General features: G+C 70.6%; 26 protein-coding genes and 1 riboswitch. Of the genes, 8 read left to right on the top strand and 18 right to left on the bottom strand.

Translation table 11 applies throughout. The features are described 5' to 3' along the window. Positions 1–8: 8 nt before the first annotated feature. Positions 9–2,894 carry an aminomethyl-transferring glycine dehydrogenase gene (gene gcvP / locus K311_RS0113870; RefSeq protein WP_043797323.1) on the bottom strand — a complete coding sequence of 962 codons (2,886 nt, stop codon included), beginning with the start codon at positions 2,892–2,894 and terminating at the stop codon, positions 9–11. Positions 2,895–2,938: 44 nt separating this feature from the next. Beyond that, positions 2,939–3,035: riboswitch (glycine riboswitch) on the bottom strand. Between the two features lie 123 nt (positions 3,036–3,158). Further along, the gene (locus K311_RS0113865) at positions 3,159–3,626 is read right to left on the bottom strand and encodes a DUF3597 domain-containing protein (protein WP_026817791.1); all 468 of its coding nucleotides are present in this window, start codon (positions 3,624–3,626) and stop codon (positions 3,159–3,161) included. Between the two features lie 167 nt (positions 3,627–3,793). Here K311_RS0113865 and K311_RS0113860 point away from each other — a divergent pair, with 167 nt between their 5' ends. Beyond that, complete coding sequence (locus K311_RS0113860; protein ID WP_043797324.1) at positions 3,794–4,132, top strand: hypothetical protein; 339 nt, start codon at positions 3,794–3,796, stop codon at positions 4,130–4,132. Here the strand turns inward: K311_RS0113860 and phoU are convergent. The 10 genes from phoU to K311_RS0113810 form a co-directional block, all read right to left on the bottom strand. Beyond that, positions 4,129–4,818 carry a phosphate signaling complex protein PhoU gene (gene phoU / locus K311_RS0113855; RefSeq protein ID WP_026817789.1) on the bottom strand — a complete coding sequence of 230 codons (690 nt, stop codon included), beginning with the start codon at positions 4,816–4,818 and terminating at the stop codon, positions 4,129–4,131. The genes K311_RS0113860 and phoU overlap by 4 nt on opposite strands. Positions 4,819–4,871: 53 nt before the next feature. Next, a complete protein-coding gene (gene pstB, locus K311_RS0113850; RefSeq protein WP_425476588.1) occupies positions 4,872–5,693 on the bottom strand; it encodes a phosphate ABC transporter ATP-binding protein PstB in 822 nt (273 codons plus the stop codon). 28 nt (positions 5,694–5,721) lie between these two features. Beyond that, a complete protein-coding gene (gene pstA, locus K311_RS0113845) occupies positions 5,722–6,585 on the bottom strand; it encodes a phosphate ABC transporter permease PstA (protein WP_026817787.1) in 864 nt (287 codons plus the stop codon). Beyond that, positions 6,582–7,556 carry a phosphate ABC transporter permease subunit PstC gene (pstC, locus tag K311_RS0113840; RefSeq protein WP_026817786.1) on the bottom strand — a complete coding sequence of 325 codons (975 nt, stop codon included), beginning with the start codon at positions 7,554–7,556 and terminating at the stop codon, positions 6,582–6,584. The genes pstA and pstC overlap by 4 nt, the downstream gene beginning before the upstream one ends. A gap of 3 nt (positions 7,557–7,559) precedes the next feature. Then, positions 7,560–8,579: a phosphate ABC transporter substrate-binding protein PstS gene (gene pstS, locus K311_RS0113835; protein WP_043797326.1), complete on the bottom strand. Its 1,020-nt coding sequence runs from the start codon at positions 8,577–8,579 to the stop codon at positions 7,560–7,562. 259 nt (positions 8,580–8,838) lie between these two features. Continuing rightward, positions 8,839–9,972: an OprO/OprP family phosphate-selective porin gene (locus K311_RS0113830; RefSeq protein ID WP_026817784.1), complete on the bottom strand. Its 1,134-nt coding sequence runs from the start codon at positions 9,970–9,972 to the stop codon at positions 8,839–8,841. A 76-nt stretch (positions 9,973–10,048) separates the two neighbouring features. Then, the gene (gene nth, locus K311_RS17135; protein ID WP_051240182.1) at positions 10,049–10,684 is read right to left on the bottom strand and encodes an endonuclease III; all 636 of its coding nucleotides are present in this window, start codon (positions 10,682–10,684) and stop codon (positions 10,049–10,051) included. After that, positions 10,681–11,481 (bottom strand): RnfABCDGE type electron transport complex subunit D, encoded by an 801-nt coding sequence (locus K311_RS17130; protein ID WP_026817783.1) that lies wholly within the window; start codon positions 11,479–11,481, stop codon positions 10,681–10,683. The genes nth and K311_RS17130 overlap by 4 nt, the downstream gene beginning before the upstream one ends. Beyond that, positions 11,478–11,915, bottom strand: a complete 438-nt coding sequence (locus K311_RS18565) for a 4Fe-4S dicluster domain-containing protein (RefSeq protein ID WP_026817782.1) — start codon at positions 11,913–11,915, stop codon at positions 11,478–11,480. Before K311_RS18565 ends, K311_RS17130 begins: the two co-directional genes overlap by 4 nt. Continuing rightward, positions 11,912–12,694, bottom strand: coding sequence for an enoyl-CoA hydratase-related protein (locus tag K311_RS0113810; protein WP_026817781.1), 783 nt, complete (start codon positions 12,692–12,694; stop codon positions 11,912–11,914). Before K311_RS0113810 ends, K311_RS18565 begins: the two co-directional genes overlap by 4 nt. Before the next feature lie 152 nt (positions 12,695–12,846). Here K311_RS0113810 and K311_RS0113805 point away from each other — a divergent pair, with 152 nt between their 5' ends. From K311_RS0113805 to K311_RS0113795, 3 genes are read left to right on the top strand one after another with little or no spacing between them, the layout of a single operon-like run. Beyond that, positions 12,847–13,566 (top strand): FKBP-type peptidyl-prolyl cis-trans isomerase N-terminal domain-containing protein, encoded by a 720-nt coding sequence (locus K311_RS0113805; RefSeq protein WP_026817780.1) that lies wholly within the window; start codon positions 12,847–12,849, stop codon positions 13,564–13,566. Positions 13,567–13,619: 53 nt separating this feature from the next. Then, positions 13,620–14,264, top strand: a complete 645-nt coding sequence (locus K311_RS17120) for an NUDIX hydrolase (protein WP_051240181.1) — start codon at positions 13,620–13,622, stop codon at positions 14,262–14,264. 31 nt (positions 14,265–14,295) lie between these two features. Continuing rightward, a complete protein-coding gene (locus K311_RS0113795) occupies positions 14,296–15,198 on the top strand; it encodes a sulfurtransferase (protein ID WP_026817779.1) in 903 nt (300 codons plus the stop codon). On the opposite strand, the gene K311_RS0113790 is transcribed toward K311_RS0113795, so the two are convergent. Genes K311_RS0113790 through K311_RS0113780 form a run of 3 tightly spaced genes read right to left on the bottom strand, consistent with a single transcriptional unit; the run spans position 15,182 to position 17,802 of the window. Then, positions 15,182–15,580 (bottom strand): hypothetical protein, encoded by a 399-nt coding sequence (locus K311_RS0113790; RefSeq protein ID WP_154659589.1) that lies wholly within the window; start codon positions 15,578–15,580, stop codon positions 15,182–15,184. The genes K311_RS0113795 and K311_RS0113790 overlap by 17 nt on opposite strands. Beyond that, positions 15,577–16,326: an enoyl-CoA hydratase/isomerase family protein gene (locus tag K311_RS0113785; protein ID WP_026817777.1), complete on the bottom strand. Its 750-nt coding sequence runs from the start codon at positions 16,324–16,326 to the stop codon at positions 15,577–15,579. The genes K311_RS0113790 and K311_RS0113785 overlap by 4 nt, the downstream gene beginning before the upstream one ends. Before the next feature lie 9 nt (positions 16,327–16,335). Next, positions 16,336–17,802, bottom strand: a complete 1,467-nt coding sequence (locus K311_RS0113780) for a DUF4139 domain-containing protein (RefSeq protein WP_026817776.1) — start codon at positions 17,800–17,802, stop codon at positions 16,336–16,338. Between the two features lie 102 nt (positions 17,803–17,904). On the opposite strand from K311_RS0113780, the gene K311_RS0113775 reads away from it, so the two are divergent. Further along, positions 17,905–18,345 carry a copper chaperone PCu(A)C gene (locus K311_RS0113775; protein WP_051240179.1) on the top strand — a complete coding sequence of 147 codons (441 nt, stop codon included), beginning with the start codon at positions 17,905–17,907 and terminating at the stop codon, positions 18,343–18,345. A gap of 64 nt (positions 18,346–18,409) precedes the next feature. On the opposite strand, the gene K311_RS0113770 is transcribed toward K311_RS0113775, so the two are convergent. Both K311_RS0113770 and uvrA read right to left on the bottom strand, forming a co-directional pair. Further along, entirely contained in the window at positions 18,410–18,805 is a 396-nt protein-coding gene (locus tag K311_RS0113770; RefSeq protein ID WP_026817774.1) for an acyl-CoA thioesterase, read from the bottom strand. Beyond that, a complete protein-coding gene (gene uvrA, locus K311_RS17115; protein WP_051240178.1) occupies positions 18,802–21,720 on the bottom strand; it encodes an excinuclease ABC subunit UvrA in 2,919 nt (972 codons plus the stop codon). The genes K311_RS0113770 and uvrA overlap by 4 nt, the downstream gene beginning before the upstream one ends. Before the next feature lie 317 nt (positions 21,721–22,037). On the opposite strand from uvrA, the gene rplU reads away from it, so the two are divergent. From rplU to cgtA, 3 genes are all read left to right on the top strand, one after another. Then, entirely contained in the window at positions 22,038–22,349 is a 312-nt protein-coding gene (gene rplU, locus K311_RS0113760) for a 50S ribosomal protein L21 (protein ID WP_026817773.1), read from the top strand. An 18-nt stretch (positions 22,350–22,367) separates the two neighbouring features. After that, a complete protein-coding gene (rpmA, locus tag K311_RS0113755; RefSeq protein ID WP_026817772.1) occupies positions 22,368–22,628 on the top strand; it encodes a 50S ribosomal protein L27 in 261 nt (86 codons plus the stop codon). A 150-nt stretch (positions 22,629–22,778) separates the two neighbouring features. After that, on the top strand, positions 22,779–23,852 hold the full coding sequence (gene cgtA, locus K311_RS0113750) for an Obg family GTPase CgtA (RefSeq protein ID WP_026817771.1): 1,074 nt from the start codon (positions 22,779–22,781) through the stop codon (positions 23,850–23,852). 79 nt (positions 23,853–23,931) lie between these two features. On the opposite strand, the gene rpsT is transcribed toward cgtA, so the two are convergent. Beyond that, the gene (rpsT, locus tag K311_RS0113745) at positions 23,932–24,204 is read right to left on the bottom strand and encodes a 30S ribosomal protein S20 (RefSeq protein ID WP_026817770.1); all 273 of its coding nucleotides are present in this window, start codon (positions 24,202–24,204) and stop codon (positions 23,932–23,934) included. Between the last annotated feature and the right edge of the window lie 26 nt (positions 24,205–24,230).

Here is a 24,230-nt window from a genome sequence, read left to right as displayed (position 1 = left end):
CCGCCGCCTCAGGCGTCGGCCGGATCGGCGTACGCGTCGATCGGGATGCAGGCGCACATCACGTTCTTGTCGCCGTAGACGTTGTCGACGCGCGCCACCGGCGGCCAGTACTTGCCCTGCCGGAGCGACGGTAGCGGGAACGCGGCGAGCTCGCGCGGGTAGGCGTGCTTCCACTCCGAGGCGGACACCACCGCGGCGGTGTGCGGCGCGTGCCTGAGCGGGTTGTCGTCGCGGTCCAGGCGGCCGTCGGCGATCGCGCGGATCTCGTCGCGGATCTGGATCATCGCGTCGACGAAGCGGTCGAGCTCGTGCTTCGACTCGCTCTCGGTCGGCTCCACCATCAGCGTGCCGGCGACCGGGAAGCTCAGCGTCGGCGCGTGGAAGCCGAAGTCGATCAGCCGCTTGGCGACGTCCTCGGCGCTGACGCCGGTTTCGTCCTTCAGCGGCCGCAGGTCGAGGATGCACTCGTGCGCGACCAGCCCGTTGCGGCCGGTGTACAGCGTCGCGTAATGCGGCGCCAGGCGCTTCGCGATGTAGTTCGCGTTGAGCAGCGCGACCTGGGTCGCGCGGCGCAGGCCGGCGGCGCCCATCATCGTGATGTACATCCAGCTGATCGGCAGGATGGAGGCGCTGCCCCAGGTCGCCGCGCTGACCATGCCGGTGCTGCCGTCGCCGACGCCCGGCGTGCGCACGTCGTCGACCAGCGCCCGCGGCAGGAACGGCGCCAGGTGCGCCTTCACCGCGCACGGGCCGACGCCGGGGCCACCGCCACCGTGCGGGATGCAGAAGGTCTTGTGCAGGTTCAGGTGGCTGACGTCCGAGCCCCACTTGCCGGGCTTCGCGACGCCGACCAGGGCGTTCATGTTGGCGCCGTCGGTGTACACCTGGCCGCCGTGCGCGTGCACGATCTCGCAGATCTCGACGATGTCCTCCTCGAACACGCCGTGCGTGGACGGGTACGTGACCATCAGCGCGGCGAGGCGGTCGCTGTATTTTTCGGCGGCGCGGCGCAGGTCCTCGACGTCGACGTTGCCGTTGGCGTCGGTCTTCGTCACCACCACGGTCATGCCGCACATCTGCGCCGACGCCGGGTTGGTGCCGTGCGCCGAGTCCGGGATCAGGCAGACGTCGCGATGCGCCTCGCCGCGGCTGGCGTGGTAGGCGCGGATCGCCAGCAGGCCGGCGTATTCGCCCTGGGCACCGGAATTGGGCTGCAGGCTCACGGCGTCGTAGCCGGTGCACTCGACCAGCATCGCCTCCAGTTCCTCGATCATCTGCCGGTAGCCGGACCACTGCGAGGCCGGCGCCAGCGGATGGATGTTCGCGAACTCGGGCCAGGTCACCGGGATCATCTCGGCGGTGGCGTTGAGCTTCATCGTGCACGAGCCCAGCGGGATCATCGTGCGATCCATCGCCAGGTCCTTGTCCGCCAGCGTGCGCAGGTAGCGCAGCAGCTCGTGCTCGCTGTGGTGGGTGTTGAAGACCGGGTGCTGCAGATAGGGCGAGCGGCGCACGAGGGCGGGCGGCAGCGCGTCGTCGACGCGGGCGTCGAGGGCGTCGAGATCGCCGACCGCGACCCCGAACAGCCGCGCCAGCGCCTCGACGTCGGCGCGGGTGGTGGTTTCGTCGAGGGCGATGCCGACGCTGGTCGCGTCGATCTTGCGCAGGTTGATGCGGGCGCGGCTGGCGTAGTTGTGGATCTGCTCGGCGTCGACGCCGGTGACGTGCAGGGTGTCGAAGAAACCGTCGCCGACCGCCACGCCGGCCTCGCGCAGCGCGTGCGCGAGCATCGCCGCGTAGCGGTGGGTGCGGGTGGCGATGCGCTTCAGGCCGTCGGGGCCGTGCCACACCGCGTACATCGACGCCATCACCGCCAGCAGCACCTGCGCGGTGCAGATGTTGCTGGTCGCCTTCTCGCGGCGGATGTGCTGCTCGCGGGTCTGCAGCGTGAGGCGGTAGGCCGGGCGGCCCTCGGCGTCGATGGAGACGCCGATCAGGCGGCCGGGCATCGAGCGCTTGAAGGCGTCGCGGCAGGCCATGAACGCCGCGTGCGGGCCGCCGAAGCCGAACGGCACGCCGAAGCGCTGGGTGCTGCCGACCACGATGTCGGCGCCCCATTCGCCCGGCGGCGCGATCAGGGTCAGCGCCAGCAGGTCGGTGGCCACCGCGACCAGGCCGCCGCGGGCGTGCACCGCCTCGGCGACCGCGCGGTAGTCGTTCACGGCGCCGAAGGTGTCGGGGTACTGGAGCAGCACGCCGAACGCCTCGGTGCCGGCAGCTTCGGCATCGTCACCGATCACCAGCTCGATGCCGAGCGGCTCGGCGCGCGTGCGCAGCACGGCGATCGACTGCGGATGCACGCCGCGGGAGACGAAGAACACGTTCGACTTCGCCTTCGACGAGCGCCGGGCCAGCGTCATCGCCTCGGCGCAGGCGGTCGCCTCGTCGAGCAGGGAGGCGTTGGCGATCTCCATGCCGGTGAGGTCGGCGCACATCGTCTGGAAGTTGATCAGGGCCTCCATGCGGCCCTGCGAGATCTCCGCCTGGTAGGGCGTGTAGGCGGTGTACCAGGCCGGGTTCTCGAGGATGTTGCGCAGGATCACGTTCGGCACGTGGGTGCCGTAATAACCCTGGCCGATGAAGCTGCGGAAGACCTCGTTGCGCTCGGCGATGCGGCGCAGTTTCGCCAGCGCGTCCACCTCGGACACCGGCGGCGGCAGCGCCAGCCCGCCGGTGGCCTTGATCGAGTCCGGCACGATCGCCGCGGTGAGCGCATCGAGCGAGTCGTGGCCGACCTCGCGCAGCATCTGTGCGATCTCGGCGTCGTTCGGGCCGATGTGGCGTTCGAGGAAGGCGTCGTGGTGCTCGAGGGAACGCAGGCTTTCGCGGCTCATGGCGGGTCCGGGCATTGGAAAGGGGGCCGCGCACGGCGGCGCGGGAATGCCCCTCTGTCCTTTTGCCTGAGAGTTTGGGGCGGCGTCCTGCCGTCCTTGCCCCTTCGGCGCCGGTGAACCGGTCTCTCCAGAGTCGCTCGCGCGGTGCGGTTCCTGGGTCCTGAGCGATTACGGGCGTTACGCCTTCGGCGGCGGCCGTGGCCGCCCTCTCCCGCACCGCGCATCGAGCCCGGCGATTCTACCCGAAGCCGGGCGGCGGCCGCCTCAGTCCAGCAGTTCCTTCGGCAGGTCGCCGCCGTTCTCGGCGATCCGCCGCAGCACCTCGCGGTGCAGCCACTGGTTCATCTCCGCGGAGCCGTCCGGCAGGTGCGACGGGGCGCCGAGTTCATCGGCGAGCTCCCGGCGCGCGGCGAGACTCGGATCCAGGTCCAGCAGCTTCAGCAGGTCGACGATCGAGGTCTTCCAGTTGAGCTTCTGGCCGGCGCTCGCCGACATCGCTTCGAGCTTCGCCATCACGTCGACGCGGGGCATCGCCGCCGGGGTGGTTCCGGCGGTCGGGGTCGCCGGAGCCGGGCTGCCGGTACCGCCGCTGCCACCGCTGCCGGGCGCCTGGCCGCTCAGCGGGCCCGGGGTCGCCGGCTTGCCGGGCGCCTGCTCGTAGGGGCGGGTGCCGTAGGCGTCGCGGTCCTTGCCGAGCCCGAGCTTGTCGAGGATGTTGCGGAACAGTCCCATCGTGGTCTCCGAGGCATGCGCGGCAGGCGCCGCGGTAACCACAATCGTCGGGACCGGCGTGTCGACGATCGATGATCGTGCGGCGCGGCTTCACGACGCCATGTCCGTCGGTCGACGGTGCCTCCACGCGTCGCCGCGCAAGCTCCCGCCGACCCCGGAGAGCACAGATGCCGCAGACCATCCCCGTCGCCGACCAGTACCTGGTGCAGCTGTTCCTGCCGCTGCGCGACAACGCCGGCCGCCCCTGCACCAAGGTGCAGTTCGAGGCGGTGCGCGCGGAGCTCACGGAAAAGTTCGGCGGCAGCACCGCCTTCCTGCGCTCGCCGGCCCTCGGTGCCTGGGAAGATGGCGTCGGCCTGGTCCAGCACGACGACGTCGTGCTGGTCGAAGTCGTCTGCGCGGAGCTCGACCGCGCCTGGTGGGGCGCCTACCGCCGCGATCTCGAGCGCCGATTCTCGCAGGAGGAGCTGATGATGCGTGCCATCGCCCTGGAATCGGTCGATTAGCCGGCGAGGATCGCGTCGCCCTTCATCCGCTCGCCGGGGAATTCGCCGTTCACGACGAACCAGGTCGCCTCGGCGATGTTGGTGGCATGGTCGCCGATCCGTTCGAGGTTCTTGGCCACGAACAGCAGGTGAGTACAGGCGGTGATCCGGCGCGGATCCTCGGCCATGTAGGTCAGCAGCTCGCGGAACAGCGCGGTGTAGGCGGCGTCGAGGGCGACGTCGCGGCCGCGGACGGCGATCGCGCGTTCGCCGTCGCGGGCGTTCCAGGAATCGAGCGCGTCGCGGGCGAGCTCGCCGGCGAGGTTCGCGAGGGCGGTGACGCCGTGCGCGAGCGGTACCGGCGGGCCGTCGGCGAGCACGATGCCGCGCTTGGCGACATTGGCCGCGAGGTCGCCGATGCGTTCGATGTCGGCGGAGATGCGCAGCGTCGCGTAAACCTCGCGCAGGTCGCGCGCGAGCGGCTGGCGCAGCGCCAGGAGCTGCAGCACGTCGTGGCCGATCGCGTGCTCGAGCGCATCGACGGCGTCGTCGCCGGCGACCACGCGCTCGGCGGCGGCGCGATCCTGTCGCTGCAGTGCGTCCATGGCGGCGTCGAGCTGGGCGACGGCCAGTTCGCCCATCCGGCGGATCTCGGCGTCGAGGCGGGAGAGTTCGGTGTCGTAACTCTGGACGATGTGGGCTTGCATGGAATCGCGCCTGAAGGCGCTCCTACGGGAGCGGGGAGGGAGTGCGGCGGGGCTCAGCCGAAGCGGCCGGTGATGTAGTCCTCGGTCTGCTGCTTCGCCGGCCGGGTGAAGATCGTCGGCGTCGGCCCGTACTCGACCAGCTCGCCGAGGTACATGAACGCGGTGTAGTCCGAGCAGCGCGCCGCCTGCTGCATGTTGTGGGTGACGATCAGGATCGTGAACTGCTGCTTGAGCTCGGCGAACAGCTGCTCGATGCGGCCGGTGGCGATCGGGTCGAGCGCCGAGGTCGGCTCGTCGAACAGGATCACCTGCGGCTTCAGCGCCACCGCCCGGGCGATGCACAGCCGCTGCTGCTGGCCGCCGGACAGCCCGAGCGCCGACTTGTCGAGCTTGTCCTTGACCTCGTCCCACAGCGCCGCCTGGCGCAGCGCGTGTTCGACGCGCACCGCCATGTCGGCCTTCGAGAGCTTCTCGTAGTGGCCGATGCCGTAGGCGATGTTGTCGCGGATCGACATCGGGAACGGCACCGGCTTCTGGAACACCATGCCGACCTTGCTGCGCAGCCGGTTGAGCGGGTACCTGGGGTCGAGCACGTCTTCGCCATCGAGCAGCACCTGCCCGCTCGCGCGCTGGCCCGGATAGATCGAGTAGATGCGGTTGAAGATCCGCAGCAGCGTCGACTTGCCGCAGCCCGACGGGCCGATCAGCGCGGTGACCTTGCGGTCGAGCACGTCGAGGTCGACGCCGCGCAGCGCCTGGCTGTCGCCGTAGTGGAAGCCCAGCCCGCGCGCGGCGATGCGCGCTTCGGCCGGAACCGTGTCCGTCGCGGCACCGGCGGCGCGGTGGATCGTCGCGGCGCCGGCGACGGCGGTCAGGGGGGGCATCGTGGTCGCATTCATCGGCTCAGTCATGGCTCATCCGGTTGCGCAGCAGCAGCCAGCGGGCGAGCAGGCCGATCGCGAGCACGAACATCGTGACCACGAAGGCGCCGGCCCAGGCGAGCTGGTTCCAGTATTCGAAGGGACTCATCGCGAACTGGAAGATCACCACCGGGACGCTCGCCATCGGCTTGCCCAGGTCGGTGCTCCAGTACTGGTTGTTGAGGGCGGTGAAGAGCAGCGGCGCGGTTTCGCCGCTGATGCGCGCCAGCGCCAGCAGCACGCCGGTGACGATGCCGGGCATCGCCGCGCGCCACAGGATCTGCACGTCGACCTTCCAGCGCGGGATGCCCAGCGACAGCGCCGCCTCGCGCATCTGCGCCGGCACCAGCCGCAGCATCTCGTCGGTGGTGCGGACGACCACCGGCAGCACGATGAAACCCAGCGCGATCGCGCCCGACAGGCCGGAGAAGCCGCCCATCGGCGCCACCACCAGCGTGTAGACGAACAGGCCCAGCACGATCGACGGCGCCGACAGCAGGATGTCGTTGACGAAGCGCACCGTCTCGCCGAGCGCGCGCCGGTTCGCGTACTCGGCCAGCCAGGTGCCGGCGGCGATGCCGACCGGCGTCGCCATCGCGACCGCGAGCAGGCACATGATCAGCGAGCCGGCGAGCGCGTTGAGCAGGCCGCCTTCTTCCTGGCCCGGCGGCGGCGTCATCGCGGTGAACAGGTGCGGCCCGAACGCAGCCATGCCGCGGCTGAGCGTGGTCCACAGGATCCACACCAGCCAGAACAGCCCGAACAGGGTCGCCGCGCCGCTCAGGGCGAGCACCACGCCGTTGCGCAGCCGGCGGCGCGCGTAGAGCCGGTCGGCGGTCGCGTTCATGCGCCCTCCTGCTTGTTCAGGCCGCGCAGCATCAGGCGGGCGATCGAGAGCACGATGAAGGTGACGACGAACAGCAGGAAGCCGAGCGCGATCAGCGAGCTGAGGTACATCGGCGAGTCGGCCTCGGCGAACTCGTTGGCGATGGTCGCGGCGATCGAGTTGCCCGGTTCCAGCAGCGAGGCGGTGAGGTAGTGCGCGTTGCCGAGCACGAAGGTGACCGCCATCGTCTCGCCGAGCGCGCGGCCCAGGCCGAGGAAGACGCCGCCCAGCACCGCCGAACGCGTGTACGGCAGCACGATGTTCCAGACCACTTCCGTGGTGGTGGAGCCGAGCGCGTATGCCGATTCCTTCAGCCGCGCCGGCACGGTCAGGAAGACCTCGCGCATCACCGAGGCGATGAAGGGGATCACCATGATCGCCAGCACCAGCCCGGCGGTGCCCATGCCGATGCCGAGCGGCGGGCCCTGGAACAGGCGCCCGATCACCGGCAGCGTGCCGACGTTCTCGTCCAGCCACGGGAACACGTTCTCGCCGAGCCACGGGACCAGCACGAACAGGCCCCACATGCCGTAGATGATCGACGGGATGCCGGCGAGCAGCTCGATCGCCGCGCCCACCGGCGTGCGCAGCCACGGCGGCGCCACTTCGGTGAGGAACACCGCGATGCCGAAGCTCACCGGCACCGCGATCAGCATCGCGATGAGCGCAGTGACGAGCGTGCCGTAGATCGGCACCAGGGCGCCGAACTCCCGGGTCACCGGGTTCCATTCGGTCGACACGAGGAAGCCGAAGCCGAACTCCTGGAACGCCTCCCGACCGCCCCAGGCCATCGACAGCGCGGCGGCGAGCAGCGTGACCAGCACGAACAGCCCCGCCGCGGCGACCGCCCCCCGGAAGAGGCGGTCGTTGCGGCTGTCGAGGCGATTGCGTTCGGCCAGCGCGGAGCCGGCCTGGGCGGGGATCGCATTCATCCGTCAGTCCGCGATGCGGCCATCCCAGTACGTGGTGATGCGGGTCACCAGGGTGTCCGGCAGCGGCACGTAGCCGAGGGTGGTCGCCGCTTCGTCGCCGTTGGCGTACACCCACTCGAAGAAGGCCAGGGCGCCGGCGCTGCGGGCCGCGTCCTTCGGCTGGCGGTGCATCAGGATGAAGTTGGTCGCGGCGATCGGCCAGGCGTCCGCGCCCGGCGCATTCGTCAGCACCAGGGAGAAGTCCTCGACGCCCGCCCAGTCGGCACTCGCGGCGGCGGCGGCGATCGACGCGTTGCTCGGCTGCACGAACTCGCCGGCGGCATTGCGCAGCGCGCCGTAGCTGAGGTCGTTGACCAGCGCGTAGCTCAGCTCGACGTAACCGATCGAGCCCTTGATCTGCTTCACGTAGGCCGCGACACCCTCGTTGCCCTTGCCGCCGACGCCGGTCGGCCAGCGCACCGAGGTACCTTCGCCGACCTTGGTCTTCCACTCGTCGCTGACCTTGGAGAGATAGTTGACGAAGTTGAAGGTGGTGCCGGAACCGTCGGAGCGGTGCACGACCGTGATGCGCGTCGCCGGCAGGGTCACGCCCGGGTTCACCGCGGCGATCGCCGGGTCGTTCCAGGTGCGGATCTTGCCGAGGAAGATGTCGGCGAGCAGTTCGCCGGTGAAGCGGATGCCGCCGGGCGCCACGCCTTCGAGGTTCACGACCGGAACGATGCCGCCGACCACCGACGGGAACTGCGCCAGGCCGGCCGCCTCGAGATCCGCCGGCGACAGCGGCGCGTCGGACGAGCCGAAGTCGACGGTCGCCGCCTTGATCTGCGCGATGCCGCCGCCGGAGCCGATCGACTGGTAGTTCACGCGATGGCCGGTGGCCTCGTTGTAGTCGGCCGACCAGCGCGACATCGCCGGATAGACGAAGGAGGCGCCGGCGCCGGTGACTTCGGCGGCCTGGGTGCCGGCCGCGAACGTCGCCGCGAGGGCGAGGGTGACGAGACGAAGCGTGGGGAATCGGGACACGGGGATCAGCTCCTTGCTGGGGATGGCGCAAGGATCGGGGAGGCGTGTTACAGCGTCGTTACAGCCAGCGAGAAACGAGAAACTAGGAACGAGAAACGAGAGAAGGGCTGTAGGAGCGCCTTCAGGCGCGAATCCCTTGTGTCGGAAAGAAAGAAAGCCCGCGCGCCTTGCGGCGACGCGGGCTTCCGTGTGCCGAGCGGGGCGTCGGCCGCCCCACTCGTTTCTCGTTCCTCGTTTCTCGTTTCTCGCCTTCCGTTCCTCACCAGAAGAACTGGACGCGCGCTTCCAGGATGTTCGGGCTGTCGGACACGCCGTTGCGCTCCGAATCCACCGCCACGTAGTTCAGCGCGAACTTGGTGTTGGAGCGCCAGTACCAGTTGATGCCGGCGGTCCAGGCGTCGAACTGGCCGCCGTTGACCGGGCCGTCGTCGAGGTCGATGGCGTCGTAGCGCAGGCCGAGCTGGACCATGCCGCGTGCGGGTTCGCCGGGCAGGCCCGTGGTGATCACGCCGTTGCGGTAACCCCAGCTTTCGCCGGTCACGTTCCACAGGCCGGAGACGTACCACGCGTTGCCCGAGAAGTCCGGCAGCCCGCCGCGGTCGACGGTCGACTGCAGGTATTCACCCTGCAGCTTGAAGCTGTCCTGCACCCACACGCCTTCCAGGCCCAGGGTGGTCTGGGCGTCGGCGGCGAGGGTGCCGGTGTCGACCAGGCGCACGCCGGCGAGGTCGGCCTGCGGCCGGGCCCGCAGGCGCAGGTTGCCGTCGGCGGCGTCCAGGTGCGCGGCGGACAGGCCCAGGTGCAGCAGGCGGCCGCTCTCGTTGAGCGGCGCCCAGGTGAAGCGCGCGCCGAAGCCGTCGCCCTCGCCCTGGTTGCGGGTGAGTTCGCGCCCGAACGCGCTGCCGGTCAGCGTCCAGTCGTCGCCGCTGAACGTGATGCCCACGCCGAGCCGGCGCGCGACGGCGAACGTGTTCGTGGCCGCGGCCTTGGAGATGAAGTCGTTGTTCTTCGTGCTCGACAGCTCTTCGAGGCTGTTGGGTTGCTTGAACTGGCCGAACACCATCGACGTGCTGCCGCTGAAGCGATAGCCGAGGTTGACGTCCAGGTACTTGTCGGCCTTGGCGTCGTAGCCCACGACCCAGTTCCACATGCCGGGCCCCTTGCCCTTCAGCACGATCTCGGCGCGGCGCAGCTCGTTGTCGCTGCTGCTGCCGTCGAGGGCGTCGCCGTTGAGGTTGATGCCGTCGTTGTCGAAGTCGTTGTAGTCGAACTGCACCAGGCCCTCGAGAGAGATCTCGGAGCCACCGGCCACGTCGATCGTGACTTCGGCGAAGGCGGGGGCGGAAAGGGCGGCGAGTACGGCCGTGGCGAGGAGCTTGCGGGCGGAAGTCATGGCATTCCTGCGGGTGCGGAGTGGACGGGATGCACGCATGCTCCGGTTCGCGCGTTTCGATTGTGTGACAAGGCGGCTAGGGAGGGGTTTTCGGCCGGTACGCACACAGGTCGCGGATCACGCATTCCGGGCATTTCGGCTTGCGCGCCACGCAGACGTAGCGGCCGTGCAGGATCAGCCAGTGGTGGGCGTCGCGGCGGAATTCACGCGGCACGCGCTTCAGCAGGGCGTCCTCGACGACGCGAACGTTCGCGCCCGGCGCCAGCCCGGTGCGGTTGGCGACGCGGAAGATGTGGGTGTCCACCGCGATCGTCTCCTCGCCGAACGCGGTGTTGAGCACGACGTTGGCGGTCTTGCGGCCGACGCCGGGCAGCGCTTCCAGCGCATCGCGGTCGCGCGGCACCTCGCCGCCGTACCGCTCGAGCAGGATGCGGCAGGTGGCGATGACGTTCTTCGCCTTGGTGTTGAACAGGCCGATCGTCGAGATATGGCGCTTCAGTTCGTCTTCGCCGAGCGCGAGGATCGCCGCCGGCGTGTTCGCGACCGGGAACAGCCTGCGCGTCGCCTTGTTGACGCCGACGTCGGTGGCCTGGGCCGACAGCATCACCGCGATCAGCAGCTCGAACGGTGTCGAGTACTCGAGTTCGGTGGTCGGGTGCGGATTCAGTTCCGCCAGTCGCGCGAACATCTCGCGCCGATGGGCCGGCTTCATGCGTCCACCTGCGGCGGCGCCGGCGCCAGCCAGCGGTCGAGCGCCGGTGCCAGCAGATTCATCAGCAGCACTGCCGGCACCAGTCCCCCGACGACGTCGCCCGGCTGCAGCAGCGGCAGCGCGAGTGCGCCGACGCCGGTACCGAAGGCGAGCCGGCCCCGACTGCCGACGCAGCCGCTGGCGCCGTCGCCGGCGACGAAGATCGCGACCAGCCAGGTGCCGGCGGCCGCGAGTGGCGAGAACGCGGCATGCAGCTCGCCGCCGGCCAGCGTGGCGAAGAGCGCCAGCGTCGCGAGCAGGGCCAGCGGCGCCTGCCAGCGCAGGATGCGCAGCGCGAGCAGCAGCAGGCCACCGGCGGCGAAGGCGGCGGCCACGTGCCGCGCATCGATCGGGAACCCGGCGACGACCGCGGCGACTGCCGGTGGCGGCGCCGTGAGTGGCGCGAGGGCCGCGACCGCGAGCCCGAGCATCGCCGGATGCAGCACGATCCCACCGGCGCCGCCGAAGGCAACCCGGCTGCCCAGCACCGCGACCAGCACCGCCGTCGCGATCAGCCACATGGGCGTCGCGAGCGGAATCAGCAGGGCGATCAGCAGGCCGGTGAGCACGGCACCGCCGTCACGCAGTTCGCGCGCGGGACGTCCGGCCAGCCGCAGTGCCACCGCTTCGATCGCGACGGCGAGCAGCACCGCGAGCACGAGCACGCTTCCGCGCCCCGGCTCGGCCAGCCCCAGCAACACGGTTCCCGGCAGCAGCGCGAACAGCGTCCACGCCGCGCGTTCCGGCAGCGCTCTCACGCGCCGCCCCCGGAGCGCTTCGCGCGCGCCCGCGCCAGTGCCGCCGCCACCGCATCGGCGCTGGACACGGCGGTCGCGCGCCGGCGGTCGGCGGCTTCCTTCTCCTCGGCCCAGCGCTGCAGGCGGCGCTTGCGTGCGAGGAAACGCTCGCGGGCGGCATCGGCGCGCGCGCGCGCCTCGGCACGCGCCGCCTGCGCGGCGATCGCGTCGGCGAACAGCGCATGCAGCGGGATCGCGGTCGGGCACGCGGCGTCGCAGCGGCCGCAGCCGCTGCAGGCGGCCAGCCCGCCGGCGGCGGCGAGGTCGTCGCGACCGGCGCGCAGGTGCAACAGCATCAGCGCCGGCTGCAACCCGGCCGCACAGGCGGCGCTGCAGTCGCCACAGCGGATGCAGGGCGCGTCGGCGCCGGCTGGCGCGGCGGGCAGGGCGCTCATCGACCCTTGAACACGGCCTCGCGGCGGGCGAGGAAGGCCTCGGTGCCTTCCTTCATGTCCTCGCTGGCGAACACGAGCGCGAACGCCTGCGCCTCGTAGTCCAGGCCGGTCTCCAGCGGCGCTTCGCCGCCGAGCACGACCGCATCGAGCACGCCGCGCAGTGCCAGCGGCGCCGAGGCCGCGAGCTGTTCGGCGAGCTTCATCGTCTCCGCCGCGAGTTCCGCTGCCGGCACGACCTTCGTCAGCACGCCGAGCGCGAGCGCACGCGCCGCATCGACCGGCGCGCCGAGCAGGCACAGCTCGAGCGCCGGGCCGCGACCGCACAGGCGCAGCAGGCGCTGGGTGCCACCGAAGCCGGGAATCAGGCCGAGCTTCACTTCCGGCTGGCCGACCTTCGCCGTGTCCGCGGCGATCCGCAGGTGGCAGGCCATCGCCAGTTCGAGACCGCCGCCGAGCGCGAAGCCGTTGACCATCGCGATCACCGGCTTCCCCAGCGTTTCGATGCGGCGCATCAGCGCCTGGCCGGCGCGGCCGAAATCGCGCGCCTCGATCACCGTCTGCGTGTGCATCTCGGCGATGTCGGCGCCGGCGACGAAGGCTTTCGGGCCGGCACCGGTGAGCACGACCACGCGCACGCCGGCGTCGCTGCCCGCCGCGGCGAACGCGGCGTCGAGTTCGGCGACGGTCGCGCGGTTCAGCGCATTGAGTTTTTCCGGTCGGTTGACGGTGACGACGCGGACACTGCCGCGGTCCTCGACCAGCAGGTTGGTGAACGCCATTGGAGCTCCGTGATGATGGGATGATCGCCGACGTTAGGAACTTGTTATCGGCGGGAAATGTCAGTAGCGGTTCAGCCCGCCCGCCGCTATCCTAGCGCGGCCTTCGGGGGCCCTCCCAGCAGGGCACCTGCATCCCCCAACCGGAGATACCTATGAAGTTGCGTCTGTTGGCTGCCGCCGTGGCGGCCTTTGGTCTGACCGCCGGCGTCGCCCTGGCCCAGACTGCCCCCGCGAACAACCAGCCGCCGCCGCCGCCGGTCAACAAGCCGGTGCTGAGCTACGCGATCGGTCACGATCTCGGTTCGGATCTGGCGAACAACAACGTCGACGTCGACATCAATGCCGTCGTGCGTGGCCTGCAGGAAGGTTTCGCGAAGAAGGCCGCGCCGTACTCGCAGCAGGACATGGAAGCGCAGCTCGCCGGCCTCACCCGCCGCATGATGGAGCGCGCCCAGGCCGAACTGCAGCGCGTCGCCGCCGAGAACAAGCAGAAGTCCGACACCTTCATGGCCGCCAACCGCGGCAAGCCGGGCGTGACCCAGCTGCCGAGCGGCGTGCAGTACCGCGTGATCGAGCCGGGCGCCGGTGCGCGTCCGGGCCCGACCAGCGCGGTGCAGGTGCTGTTCCGCGCCTCGCTGCACACGGGTCAGGAGTACGCCAGCACCTACAACCAGGCGAATCCGACCCCGATCACGATGAAGATCGACGAGCTGCCGCTCGCCGGCCTGAAGGAAGTGCTGCAGATGATGCCGCTGAACGCGCGCTGGGAAATCTTCCTGCCGCCGGATCAGGCCTACGGCAACGACCCGCGTGCGCCGGGTGGCCCGGGCACCGCGCTGGTCTTCGACATCAAGGTCGTTTCGATCCAGTAAGCAAGCCTCCCGATCGCCGCGCCGGTTTCCGGCGCGGCGATCCGGTTTCTGCCATGACGTTTTCCCGCGCAGCGCCCGACGGCGCCGACGCCTCCCTGATCGTGCGGCTCGACCGCGCCCTGCATCCGCTCTCGCGGCCGCCGGCCGGCCCGGGCTGGAACCACGCCGAAGTCGCCGAACTGCTTCCCGCCGACGCCCCGCTGCAACCGGCCGCCGTGCTGGTCGGCCTGGTGTCCCGCGCCGACGGCGCTCACGTCCTGCTGACCCGCCGCACCGACGTGCTGCGTCACCATGCCGGCCAGGTGAGTTTTCCCGGCGGCCGCATCGAAGCCACCGACACCGACCCCGTCGCCGCCGCGCTGCGCGAGGCGAACGAGGAGATCGGCCTCGCGCTCCCCCAGGCGCAGCCGCTGGGCTATCTCGACCCGCTCGTGACGATTTCCGGCTTCCATGTGTTCCCGGTCGTCGCGACGCTCGCCGCGGACTTCGTGCCGCGCCCGGATCCGTCCGAAGTCGCGGCGACCTTCGAGGTGCCGCTGGCCTTCCTGCTCGATCCGGCGAACGTGCGCGAACGCGAGATCGAATGGGCCGGCCGCCCGCGCCACCTGCTCGAGTTCCACCATTCCGGCCAGCGCATCTGGGGCGCCACCGCGGCGATGCTGGTGAACCTGCGGACGCGGCTGGAACAATCGCACTGACGGCGGCCGTCGCGGCCGCGAGGAGCCGACGATGGACACCGCGAATCCGACCCCGTGGACGACCCTGGTCGATGCGGAAGCGCTCGCCGCCGTCCTCGGTCCCGACGGCCCGGTGCTCGTCGACTGCTGCTTCCAGCTCGCCGACCCGGCCGCCGGCGAGGCCGCCTGGCGTGCGGCGCGGCTGCCGGGCGCGCGCTACGCCCACCTCGACCGCGACCTCTCCGATCATTCGCGCGCGGCCGCGGAAGGGCGGCATCCGCTGCCTGAGGAGGCCGGATTCCGCCGTTTCGTCGCCGGGCTCGGCATCGATCCGGACCGCCAGGTCGTCGCCTACGACGCCGGTGACGGCGCGATGGCAGCGGCGCGTTTCTGGTGGCTGCTGAAGCTGCTCGGACATCGCGCGGTCGCCGTACTCGACGGCGGCTTCGCGCGCTGGTCGGCGCTGCGACTGCCGCTCGAGCGGACGCCGCCGCCGGCGCGCACGGAGGCGGCCGCAGGGGCCTATCCCGGCCACTTCGACCGCGCCGCGATCGCCGATCACGCGGAAGTGCAGGCGCGCCTGCAGGAGGCCCCCGGCTGGCTGCTCGACGCCCGCGGGCCGGAGCGCTTCCGCGGCGAGGTCGAACCGATCGACCCCGTCGCCGGCCACATTCCCGGCGCCCGCAACCGGCCGTTCACCGCCAATCTCGTCGACGGTCGCTTCCGTGCGCCGGAGGAGTTGCGCGCGGAGTTCCAGGCGCTGCTGGCCGGGCGGCGGCCGGACGAGGTCGTGCTCGGCTGCGGTTCCGGGGTCACCGCCTGCCACAATCTGCTGGCGATGGAACACGCGGGGTTGCCGGGGGCGCGTGTGCATGCGGCATCGTGGAGCGGCTGGATCGCGGACCCGGCGCGTCCGGTCGCGACCGCTCCAGGCCCGGTCAGCGGCCCGGGGTAGGCAGGATCTCGACCCGCGACAGCTCGAAGTCGTCGATCACCATCCGCCAGCGGCCGTCGCGGAGTTCGGGCGGCCGGGTCACCGCGAAGCGGGTCGCGAGCCCGGGATGGCCGATCTCGAAGCCGGTGGCGTCGAAGCCGCGGACCGGCCCGACCACCGTCTGCCGCTGCTGCCCGCGCACGCGTTCGAAATCGCCGCGGCCGTCGGCGGTGATGACGAGGCGCACGCCGTCGCCGCGCCAGTGGCCGATGTAGTCGGCATAGTCCCCCGGCACCGGCTGCCTGCAGGCCGCCAGCAGCAGTACCGCGAGCATGCACAGGGTCGCCGCCGGCACCGCCGCGGGACGCCGTGGCGCGGGGCGGAACACGAGCCGTCGGCTCATTTCTTCAGGCGGGCGACCAGCGCCTGCAGCGCGGCCTGGGTCTGCGGCCGGTACCACTCGTCGACGAAGCCGGCGAGCTCGGCGTCACCGAACGCGGCGAGCGCGTCGATGGCATCGGCGCGGGCGATGCGGCGCGTGGCCAGCATCGCCGCCGGCGGCAGCTTCAGCAGTTCCTCGAGCCAGTGGCGGGCGCGCACGCCGACGTGTTCGGCGTCGGTGATCTCGTCGACCAGGCCGATCGCCGCCGCCTGTTCGGAGTCGACCATCGCGCCGGCGACCAGCAGGCGTTCGGCGCGGTAGCCACCGACGACGCGACGCATCAGGTGCTGGATGCAGTCCGGCGCCACCAGCCCGACCTGCACCTCGTTCAGGCCGATGCGGAACGGGCCGCGCGCCATCACCCGATAGTCGCAGCAGAGTGCCAGCACGCAGCCACCGGCCGGGCTGTGGCCGTTGATCGCCGCGACCACCGGGATCGACGAGCCGACCAGGGCGCGGGCCGCATCGAACAGCGACATCCAGCCGGCCTGCAGCGCCTCGCGATCGAGCGACATCAGGTGCGGCACGTCCATGCCACCCGAGAAGATCGTGCCGCCGCCGGTCAGGATGATGCCGCGGGCCCCGTCCTGCGGCGCCGCCCGCACCGCCGCCGCCAGCGCCTTCAGCAGTTCCGGCGTCAGCGCGTTCACCGGCGGCCGGGCGAGGCGGATTTCCTGGATGTCGGCATGGCGGTGCAGCTCGATCATGGGGCGCTCTCAGTCGATGCGGACGTCGGGAGCCCAACGATAGCGCACCGTGTATTCGAGGTGGGTCTCGCCGCCGGCCGGAACCGCGACGTCGAACCCGGCGCTGGTGGCATCGAGCTTCTTCGCGGCGACGGTGCTCGCGACGATCTCCCAGTCGCTCCAGCGCGGCAGGGTCTCGACGACGTGCACCGTCGCCGCCTCCGCCTTGGCGTTGCGCAGGGTCACGCGCACGCGTTCGGTCATCGTGCGGCCGGCGCGGTCGACCTGGAAGTCGAGGCGGCTGCGCTCCGCATCCAGGTCGAACACGGTGCCGAGCGCGAGTTCGACCTTCTGCCCGAGCGCGGTATGCGCCAGCGACGCCTCGCCGAGCAGGTCGCCGCCGGTGAACACGCGCACGCGCCCGGCGGGCAAGGGCAGGCCGAGGCCGTCGGCCTCGCGGTTGGCGAATCCGAGCATCGCCGTCACGGGCTGCTTGCCCGCGACATTGGTGAAGTCCGGATCGAGCATCGGCTGCGGCGGCACCCAGCCGCCCTGCGGGGCCCGCGTCTCGTAGCGGCGCTCGCAGGCGACGCCGGACGCCGGGGCGATCAGCGGCAGCCGCTGCACGCTGTCCTGCGGCAGGTCGCCGGTGCCGGGCAGCCGGTAGGCGTGATATTCGCCGGAGGCCTCCGGGGCGACCGCGGCGTCGGCGACCATCATTTCCGCGCGCGCCATCCGCGGGGTGCCGGCGTAGCCCTTCTGCTGCCGGTTCGGTTCGCCGGCGACCAGCGTCAGCTGCACGCCCTCGAAGGCCGTGCCGGAGCGGTTGGCGACCATCGCCGCGCCTTCGAAATCCATGCGGCAGCCTCGGCCCTGGCCGCTCAGCTCGGCGACGTATTCGGCACGCCAGCCCAGGCCCGACGTGGCATAAGCGAAATCGAAGGCCTGGCGGCCGCCGCGCGCCGACGCGATCGACCAGGTCAGGGTCGGTTCGGCGACGACGCCGGCCGGCAACGCATCCAGATCGAAGGCGGTGTACTGCGACAGCACCTTGATGCGGCCATCGGGCAGGCGCAGCGTGAGGCCGTCGCCGGCGGCGAGCAGGACGCCGCTGACGGTGCGGCGCTGGCCACCGACATCCTGTTCGACGGTGATCGTGCTGCCGATCGCCCGCTCCAGCAGTTCGGACTGGCCGGCCACCGCGAAGTCGTAACGCTGGCCGCGCACGCGCGCATCGCCGCGCGGCCGCAGGCGCACGCTGCCGGCGTCGAGCGCCGCCGGCAGGCCGCCGAGCGACACCATGTCCTCGCCGGCACGCAGTTGGAATTCGAGGGTGGCGTCATAGAGCGCGAAGCCGGCGCCGCCCGGCATCGGCATCGAACGCGCGACGGCGTCGAAGTCGCCGCTGTAGACGGTCAGGCGCGGCGTATCGGCGGCGGTGGCAGCGCCGGCAGCGAAGACGGCGGCGGTGGCGATCGCGAGCAGGGCGGGGCGCATCGTTCAGCTCCTTCAGGGGGCGCGGGCTAAGATAGGCACATGAACGTGACGCCGGTTTGCATGGGGTTGGAGCGCGTCCGGCGCGCTTCAGCCGCGGTTGGGTTGGCGCTGCTCGCGGCGCTCGCGCCGACGGCGGGCCGCGCCTACGACGCCGCCTGCGCGCCGGTGCTGGAGGAAACCTGGATCCGCGCGGCACCACCGGGCGCGGCGTCGCTGGCCGGCTACGGCGTGCTGCGCAACCGCTGCGCGACGGCGGTCACGGTGACCGGAATCGAGAGCCTGGATTTCGCCATGCCGATGATCCATCGCACCGAACTCGTCGACGGCGTCAGCCGCATGCGCGATGCCGGCGAACTGCGCGTGCCGGCCGGCGGCGAACTGCGCTTCGAACCCGGCGGCCTGCACCTGATGCTGATGCGCCCGGAACGGCCGCTGGCCGAGGGCGAGGTGGCGCGTGTGCGCCTGGTGCTGGAAGACGGACGCCGGGTGTTCGCGGCGTTCCCCGTCCGGCGTGATGCGCCCTCTGCAGGAAATAGTGATTAGGAAGCAGCAGGTAGAGGGGGCGTCGCCACTTCTACTTCCTGATTGCTATTCACTACTTGCCTTTTCAGAGGGAACAAGCGGCCCGCACGCCCTCCGGCAACACCACGGACTGCCCCGCCCGGTCCACCCACACCAGCACCGTATTGCCGTCGCCGTAGACCACCGACGGATCGCCCGCCGAGACGATGCGATGGGCGAGGGTCAGGCTCTTGTTGCCGACCCGTTCGGCCAGCAGTTCGACCGTGAGGGTCTCCGGCCACACGATCGGCCGGCGGTAGTTCATCGTCACCGCCGCCATGATCGGCGCCGAGGTTTCCGCGGCCCAGTCGCTGCTCAGCGATTTGAACCACTGCACGCGCGCTTCCTCGACATAGCCGAGGAAGGCCGCGTTGTTGACGTGGCCGAAGGCGTCCATGTCGCGCCAGCGGACGTCTGCGTCCATGCGGAACACCGGGTTCATGCGCTCTTCCTTCCTTCCCTGGGGACGTCGTCGTTGCCGGCCTTCTTGCTGCGGCGGGCAGCCTTCGCCGGCGCAACCGCGCGTGCCTTCGGATCCGCCAGCACCTTCGCGAGGAAGCGGCCGGTATGCGACTCGGGATTCGCGGCGATCTCCTCCGGCGTGCCGGTCGCGAGGATCGTGCCGCCGCGATGGCCGCCTTCCGGGCCGAGGTCGACCACCCAGTCCGCGGTCTTGATCACGTCGAGGTTGTGTTCGATCACCACCACCGTGTTGCCGTCGTCGCGCAGGCGGTGCAGCACCGTCAGCAGGTGCTCGATGTCGTGGAAATGCAGGCCGGTGGTCGGCTCGTCGAGGATGTAGAGCGTGCGGCCGGTATCGCGCCGGCTCAGCTCCTTCGACAGCTTCACCCGCTGCGCCTCGCCGCCCGACAGCGTGGTCGCGCTCTGGCCGAGCTTGATGTAGCTCAGGCCGACGTCGACCAGGGTCTCGAGCTTGCGCGCCAGCGGCGGCACCGGCTCGAACAGCTTCAGTGCGTCCTCGACGGTCATCTCGAGCACGTCGTGGATGCTGTAGCCCTTGTAGAGGATCTCCAGCGTCTCGCGGTTGTAGCGCTTGCCGTGGCAGACGTCGCAGGGCACGTAGACGTCGGGCAGGAAGTGCATCTCGACCTTGATCAGGCCGTCGCCCTGGCAGGCCTCGCAGCGGCCGCCACGCACGTTGAAGCTGAAGCGCCCCGGCGAATAGCCGCGCGCGCGCGCTTCCGGCACCTGCGCGAACAGCTCGCGCAGCGGCGTGAACAGGCCGGTGTAGGTCGCCGGGTTCGAACGCGGCGTGCGCCCGATCGGCGACTGGTCGATGTCGACGACCTTGTCGAACAGTTCCATCCCGTGCAGTTCGCGGAACGGCGCCGGCGTATGCGCGGCACCGTTCAGTTCGTTCGCGGCGAGGTGGTAGAGGGTGTCGTTGATCAGCGTCGACTTGCCCGAGCCGGACACGCCGGTGACGCAGGTGAACAGCCCGGCCGGGATCTCGAGGTCGACGTCCTTCAGGTTGTTGCCGTGGGCGCCGCGCAGCTGCAGCGTCATCTTCGGGTTCGGCTTGTGCCGTTTCGCCGGCACCTCGATGCGCCGGCGTCCCGACAGGAAGGCGCCGGTCACCGAGCGCGGCGAGGCCAGCATGTCCTCGAACGTGCCCTGGGCGACCACTTCGCCACCGTGCACGCCGGCGCCGGGGCCGATGTCGACCACGTGGTCGGCGAGGCGGATCGCATCCTCGTCGTGCTCGACGACGATCACGGTGTTGCCGAGGTCGCGCAGGCGGGTGAGGGTGCCGAGCAGGCGCTCGTTGTCGCGCTGGTGCAGGCCGATCGAGGGCTCGTCGAGCACGTACATCACGCCGACGAGGCCGGCACCGATCTGCGAGGCCAGGCGGATGCGCTGCGCCTCGCCGCCGGACAGCGAATCGGCCTTGCGCTCCAGGGTCAGGTAGTCGAGGCCGACGTCGACCAGGAAGCGCAGGCGGTCGCGGATCTCCTTGACGATCTTCGCGGCGATCTCGCCGCGCCAGCCGCTCAGCTCGAGCGTCTCGAAGAAGGCCAGGGCCTCGTCCACCGGCAGCTTGGTGATCTCGGCGAGGCCGCGCTCGGCGACGAAGACGTTGCGGGCGGAGCGGTTGAGGCGGGCGCCGGCGCATTCGGGGCAGGGGCGGTCGGAAATGAACTTCGCCAGTTCCTCCTTCACCGCCTGCGATTCGGTCTCGCGATAGCGGCGCTCGAGGTTCGGCACGATGCCCTCGAACACGTGCTTGCGCTGGGTGCGGCCGCCGGCCTCGGTGAGGTAGGTGAAGGTGATCACTTCCTTGCCGCTGCCGTAGAGCACCGCCTGGCGCACCTTCTCCGGCAGGTCCTGCCACGGCATGTCGGCGCTGAAGCCGTAGTGCCTGGCCAGCGAGGCGATCAGCTGGAAGTAGTAGGCGTTGCGGCGGTCCCAGCCGCGCACGGCGCCGGCCGCGAGGCTCAGCTCGGGATGCACGACGACCCGCGACGGGTCGAAGAACTGGGTGACGCCGAGGCCGTCGCAGCTCGGGCAGGCGCCCATCGGCGCGTTGAACGAGAACAGCCGCGGCTCCAGCTCCGGCAGCGCGTAGTCGCAGACCGGGCAGCTGAACTTCGAGGAGAACAGCAGCGGCGCCGCCGAGGCATCGTCGAGGTCCTGCACCTGGACCAGGCCGTCGCCGAGCTTCAGCGCGGTTTCGAAACTCTCGGCCAGGCGCTGCTTGAGGTCGGCGCGCGGCTTGAAGCGGTCGACCACGACCTCGATCGTGTGCTTCTGCCGCAGCGCCAGCACCGGCACCGCGTCGAGTTCGTGCAGCTGGCCGTTGACGCGCACGCGCACGAAACCCTGGGCGCGCAGCTGGTCGAACACCTGCACGTGCTCGCCCTTGCGGTCGCGCACCACCGGCGCCAGCAGCATGTAGCGGCGGTCCCCGGGCAGCGCCAGCACCTGGTCGACCATCTGGCCGATCGTCTGCGCCTCCAGCGGGTACTGGTGGTCCGGGCAGCGCGGGCTGCCCACGCGGGCGTAGAGGAGGCGCAGGTAGTCGTAGACCTCGGTGATCGTGCCGACGGTCGAGCGCGGGTTGTGCGAGGTCGACTTCTGCTCGATCGAGATCGCCGGGCTCAGGCCCTCGATGTGGTCGACGTCCGGCTTCTCCATCACGCTGAGGAACTGCCGCGCATACGCCGACAGCGACTCGACGTAGCGGCGCTGGCCCTCGGCGTAGATCGTGTCGAACGCGAGCGACGACTTGCCCGAACCCGACAGGCCGGTGATCACGATCAGCCGGTCCCGGGGCAGGTCCAGGTCGATGTTCTTCAGGTTGTGGGTGCGGGCACCGCGGATGCGGATCGTGTCCATGCGCCGGGGGCGACTCCTGGGGGAGGAGGAACAAGGCAGTCTATCAGGGGCCCCGCGTCCGACCCGCAGGTCCAGACAGCGCCCCGCCGACCGCCTCGTGTAGGAGCGGCTTCAGCCGCGATATGCGCCCGGGTCCGCAGCGCCCACCCGAAGTGGCGCCCCCGCGCCCATGCACAACCCACGCCCCGGAATCCGTTCATCCCCCGTCCGGAAAGGTGTTCCAGGTTGACCCGAAGGCTCCGTCCCACCTACAATCCCGCTTCTGTCCGCCGACCTCGGGCAGGTTTCGCAAAAATAACTACAGAGGAATCCCGGTCATGTACGCAGTCATCGTCACCGGCGGCAAGCAGTACCGCGTGATGCAGGGCGAAACCCTGCGCGTGGAGAAGCTCGACGCCGAAGTGGGTTCGGCCATCACCCTGGACAAGGTGCTGCTGGTCGGCAACGGCGAGTCCGTCACCGTCGGCGCGCCGACCGTGGCCGGCGCCACCGTCTCGGCCACCATCAAGTCCCACGGTCGCCTGGAGAAGATCCGGATCGTGAAGTTCCGTCGCCGCAAGCACCATCGCAAGCAGATGGGCCACCGGCAGTACTACACCGAAATCGAAATCACCGGCATCGCCGGCTAAGGCAGAGGAGACAACGTCATGGCACAGAAAAAGGGCGTAGGCTCGTCGCGCAACGGCCGCGATTCCAACCCGAAGTACCTGGGCGTCAAGATCTACGGCGGCCAGGCCATCGAGGCGGGCAACATCATCGTCCGTCAGCGTGGCACCGAGTTCCACCCGGGCATGGGCGTCGGCCTCGGCCGCGACCACACCCTGTTTGCGCTGGTCGACGGCAAGGTCGAGTTCTCGATCAAGGGCCCGAAGAAGCGCCGCACCGTGAGCGTCGTCCCGGCGGAGTGATCTCCGTCCGGATGCGCCGACAGGGCCCCGCTTCGGCGGGGCTTTTGTTTTCCTGCCCGCAATCCGCCACGTCCGCGCCCTTTCCGGCACCGCGGCCGCGGCCCACAATCGGTGCCGACGCATGAACGCGCAGCGCCAGGGAAGTCCATCGTGAAATTTGTCGACGAAGCGCAGATCCTCGTCACCGCCGGCAACGGCGGCAACGGCTGCATCAGCTTCCGCCGCGAGAAGTTCATCCCGCTCGGCGGCCCCGACGGTGGCGACGGTGGCGACGGCGGCAGCGTGTACCTCGTCGCCGACGAGAACCTCAACACCCTGATCGACTTCCGCCACCAGCGCCACTTCAGCGCCCAGCGCGGCCAGAACGGCATGGGCCGGCAGATGTTCGGCAAGGCCGGCGAGGACGTGGTGATCCGGGTGCCGGTCGGTACCGAGGTCATCAACGTCGAGACCGACGAGATCATCGGCGACCTCACCGCCCATGGCGAGCGCCTGCTGGTCGCCCAGGGCGGGCAGGGCGGCAAGGGCAACGTGCACTTCAAGAGTTCGGTGAACCGGGCGCCGCGCAAGGCCGGCACCGGTACCCCGGGCGAGGCGCGCGAGATCCGGCTGGAACTGAAGCTGCTCGCCGATGTCGGCCTGCTCGGCTTCCCGAATGCCGGCAAGTCGACCTTCATCCGCGCCGTTTCGGCGGCGACGCCGAAGGTGGCCGATTACCCCTTCACCACCCTTTATCCGAACCTCGGCGTGGTCAGCGTCGAGATGGACCGCAGCTTCGTGATCGCCGACATCCCCGGCCTGATCGAGGGTGCGGCCGACGGCGCCGGCCTCGGCGCCCAGTTCCTGCGCCATGTGCAGCGCACCCGCCTGCTGCTGCATCTCGTGGACCTGGCGCCGTTCGACGACGGCGTCGACCCGGCCGGCCAGGTGCGGGCGATCGAGGCCGAACTGCGCAAGCACGACCCGGACATGCTCGGAAAGCCGCGCTGGCTGGTGATGAACAAGGCCGACCTGCTGCCGCCTGAAGAGGCCCAGGACCGCGCCGAGGCGCTGGTGCGCGAACTCGACTGGAAGGAACCCTGGTTCCTGGTCTCGGCGATCGGCCGCGAGAACACCTGGCCGATCATGCTGAAGGTGCAGCAGTTCTTCGACGAGCTGAAGGCCGCGGCGCTGGAGGAAGCGGCGGAAGCGGCCGCGCGCGCGGAGATGCGCCGCGATGGCTGAGCCGCGGATTTCCCGGGCCCCGAAAGCAGAAAAGCCGGCTTGCGCCGGCTTTTCCTCGAACTGCCTGGAGCGCGTCGGCTCAGGCGGCCTGCTTCAGGGCCTTGATGCGGGCGCTGATGCGGCTCTTGTGGCGGGCAGCCTTGTTCCGGTGGATCAGGCCACGGGCCGCGAAGCGGTCCAGGATCGGCACGGCGGTCGTGTAGGCGGCTTCGGCGCCGGCCACGTCCTTCGCATCGAGGGCCTTGATGACCTTCTTGACGGCGGTGCGCAGCATGGAGCGCTGGGCGGAGTTGCGGGCGTTGCGGACGACGGTCTGCTTGGCGCGCTTCTTGGCGGACTTGATGTTGGCCACGGCGGGATCCTGGAATCTGAAGTTGA

The sequence above is a fragment of the Arenimonas composti TR7-09 = DSM 18010 genome (assembly GCF_000426365.1).
GTDB classification, from domain to species: domain Bacteria; phylum Pseudomonadota; class Gammaproteobacteria; order Xanthomonadales; family Xanthomonadaceae; genus Arenimonas; species Arenimonas composti.
The sequence above is the reverse complement of the archived record's forward strand: the minus strand, read 5'-3'. Positions and strand labels throughout refer to the sequence as shown.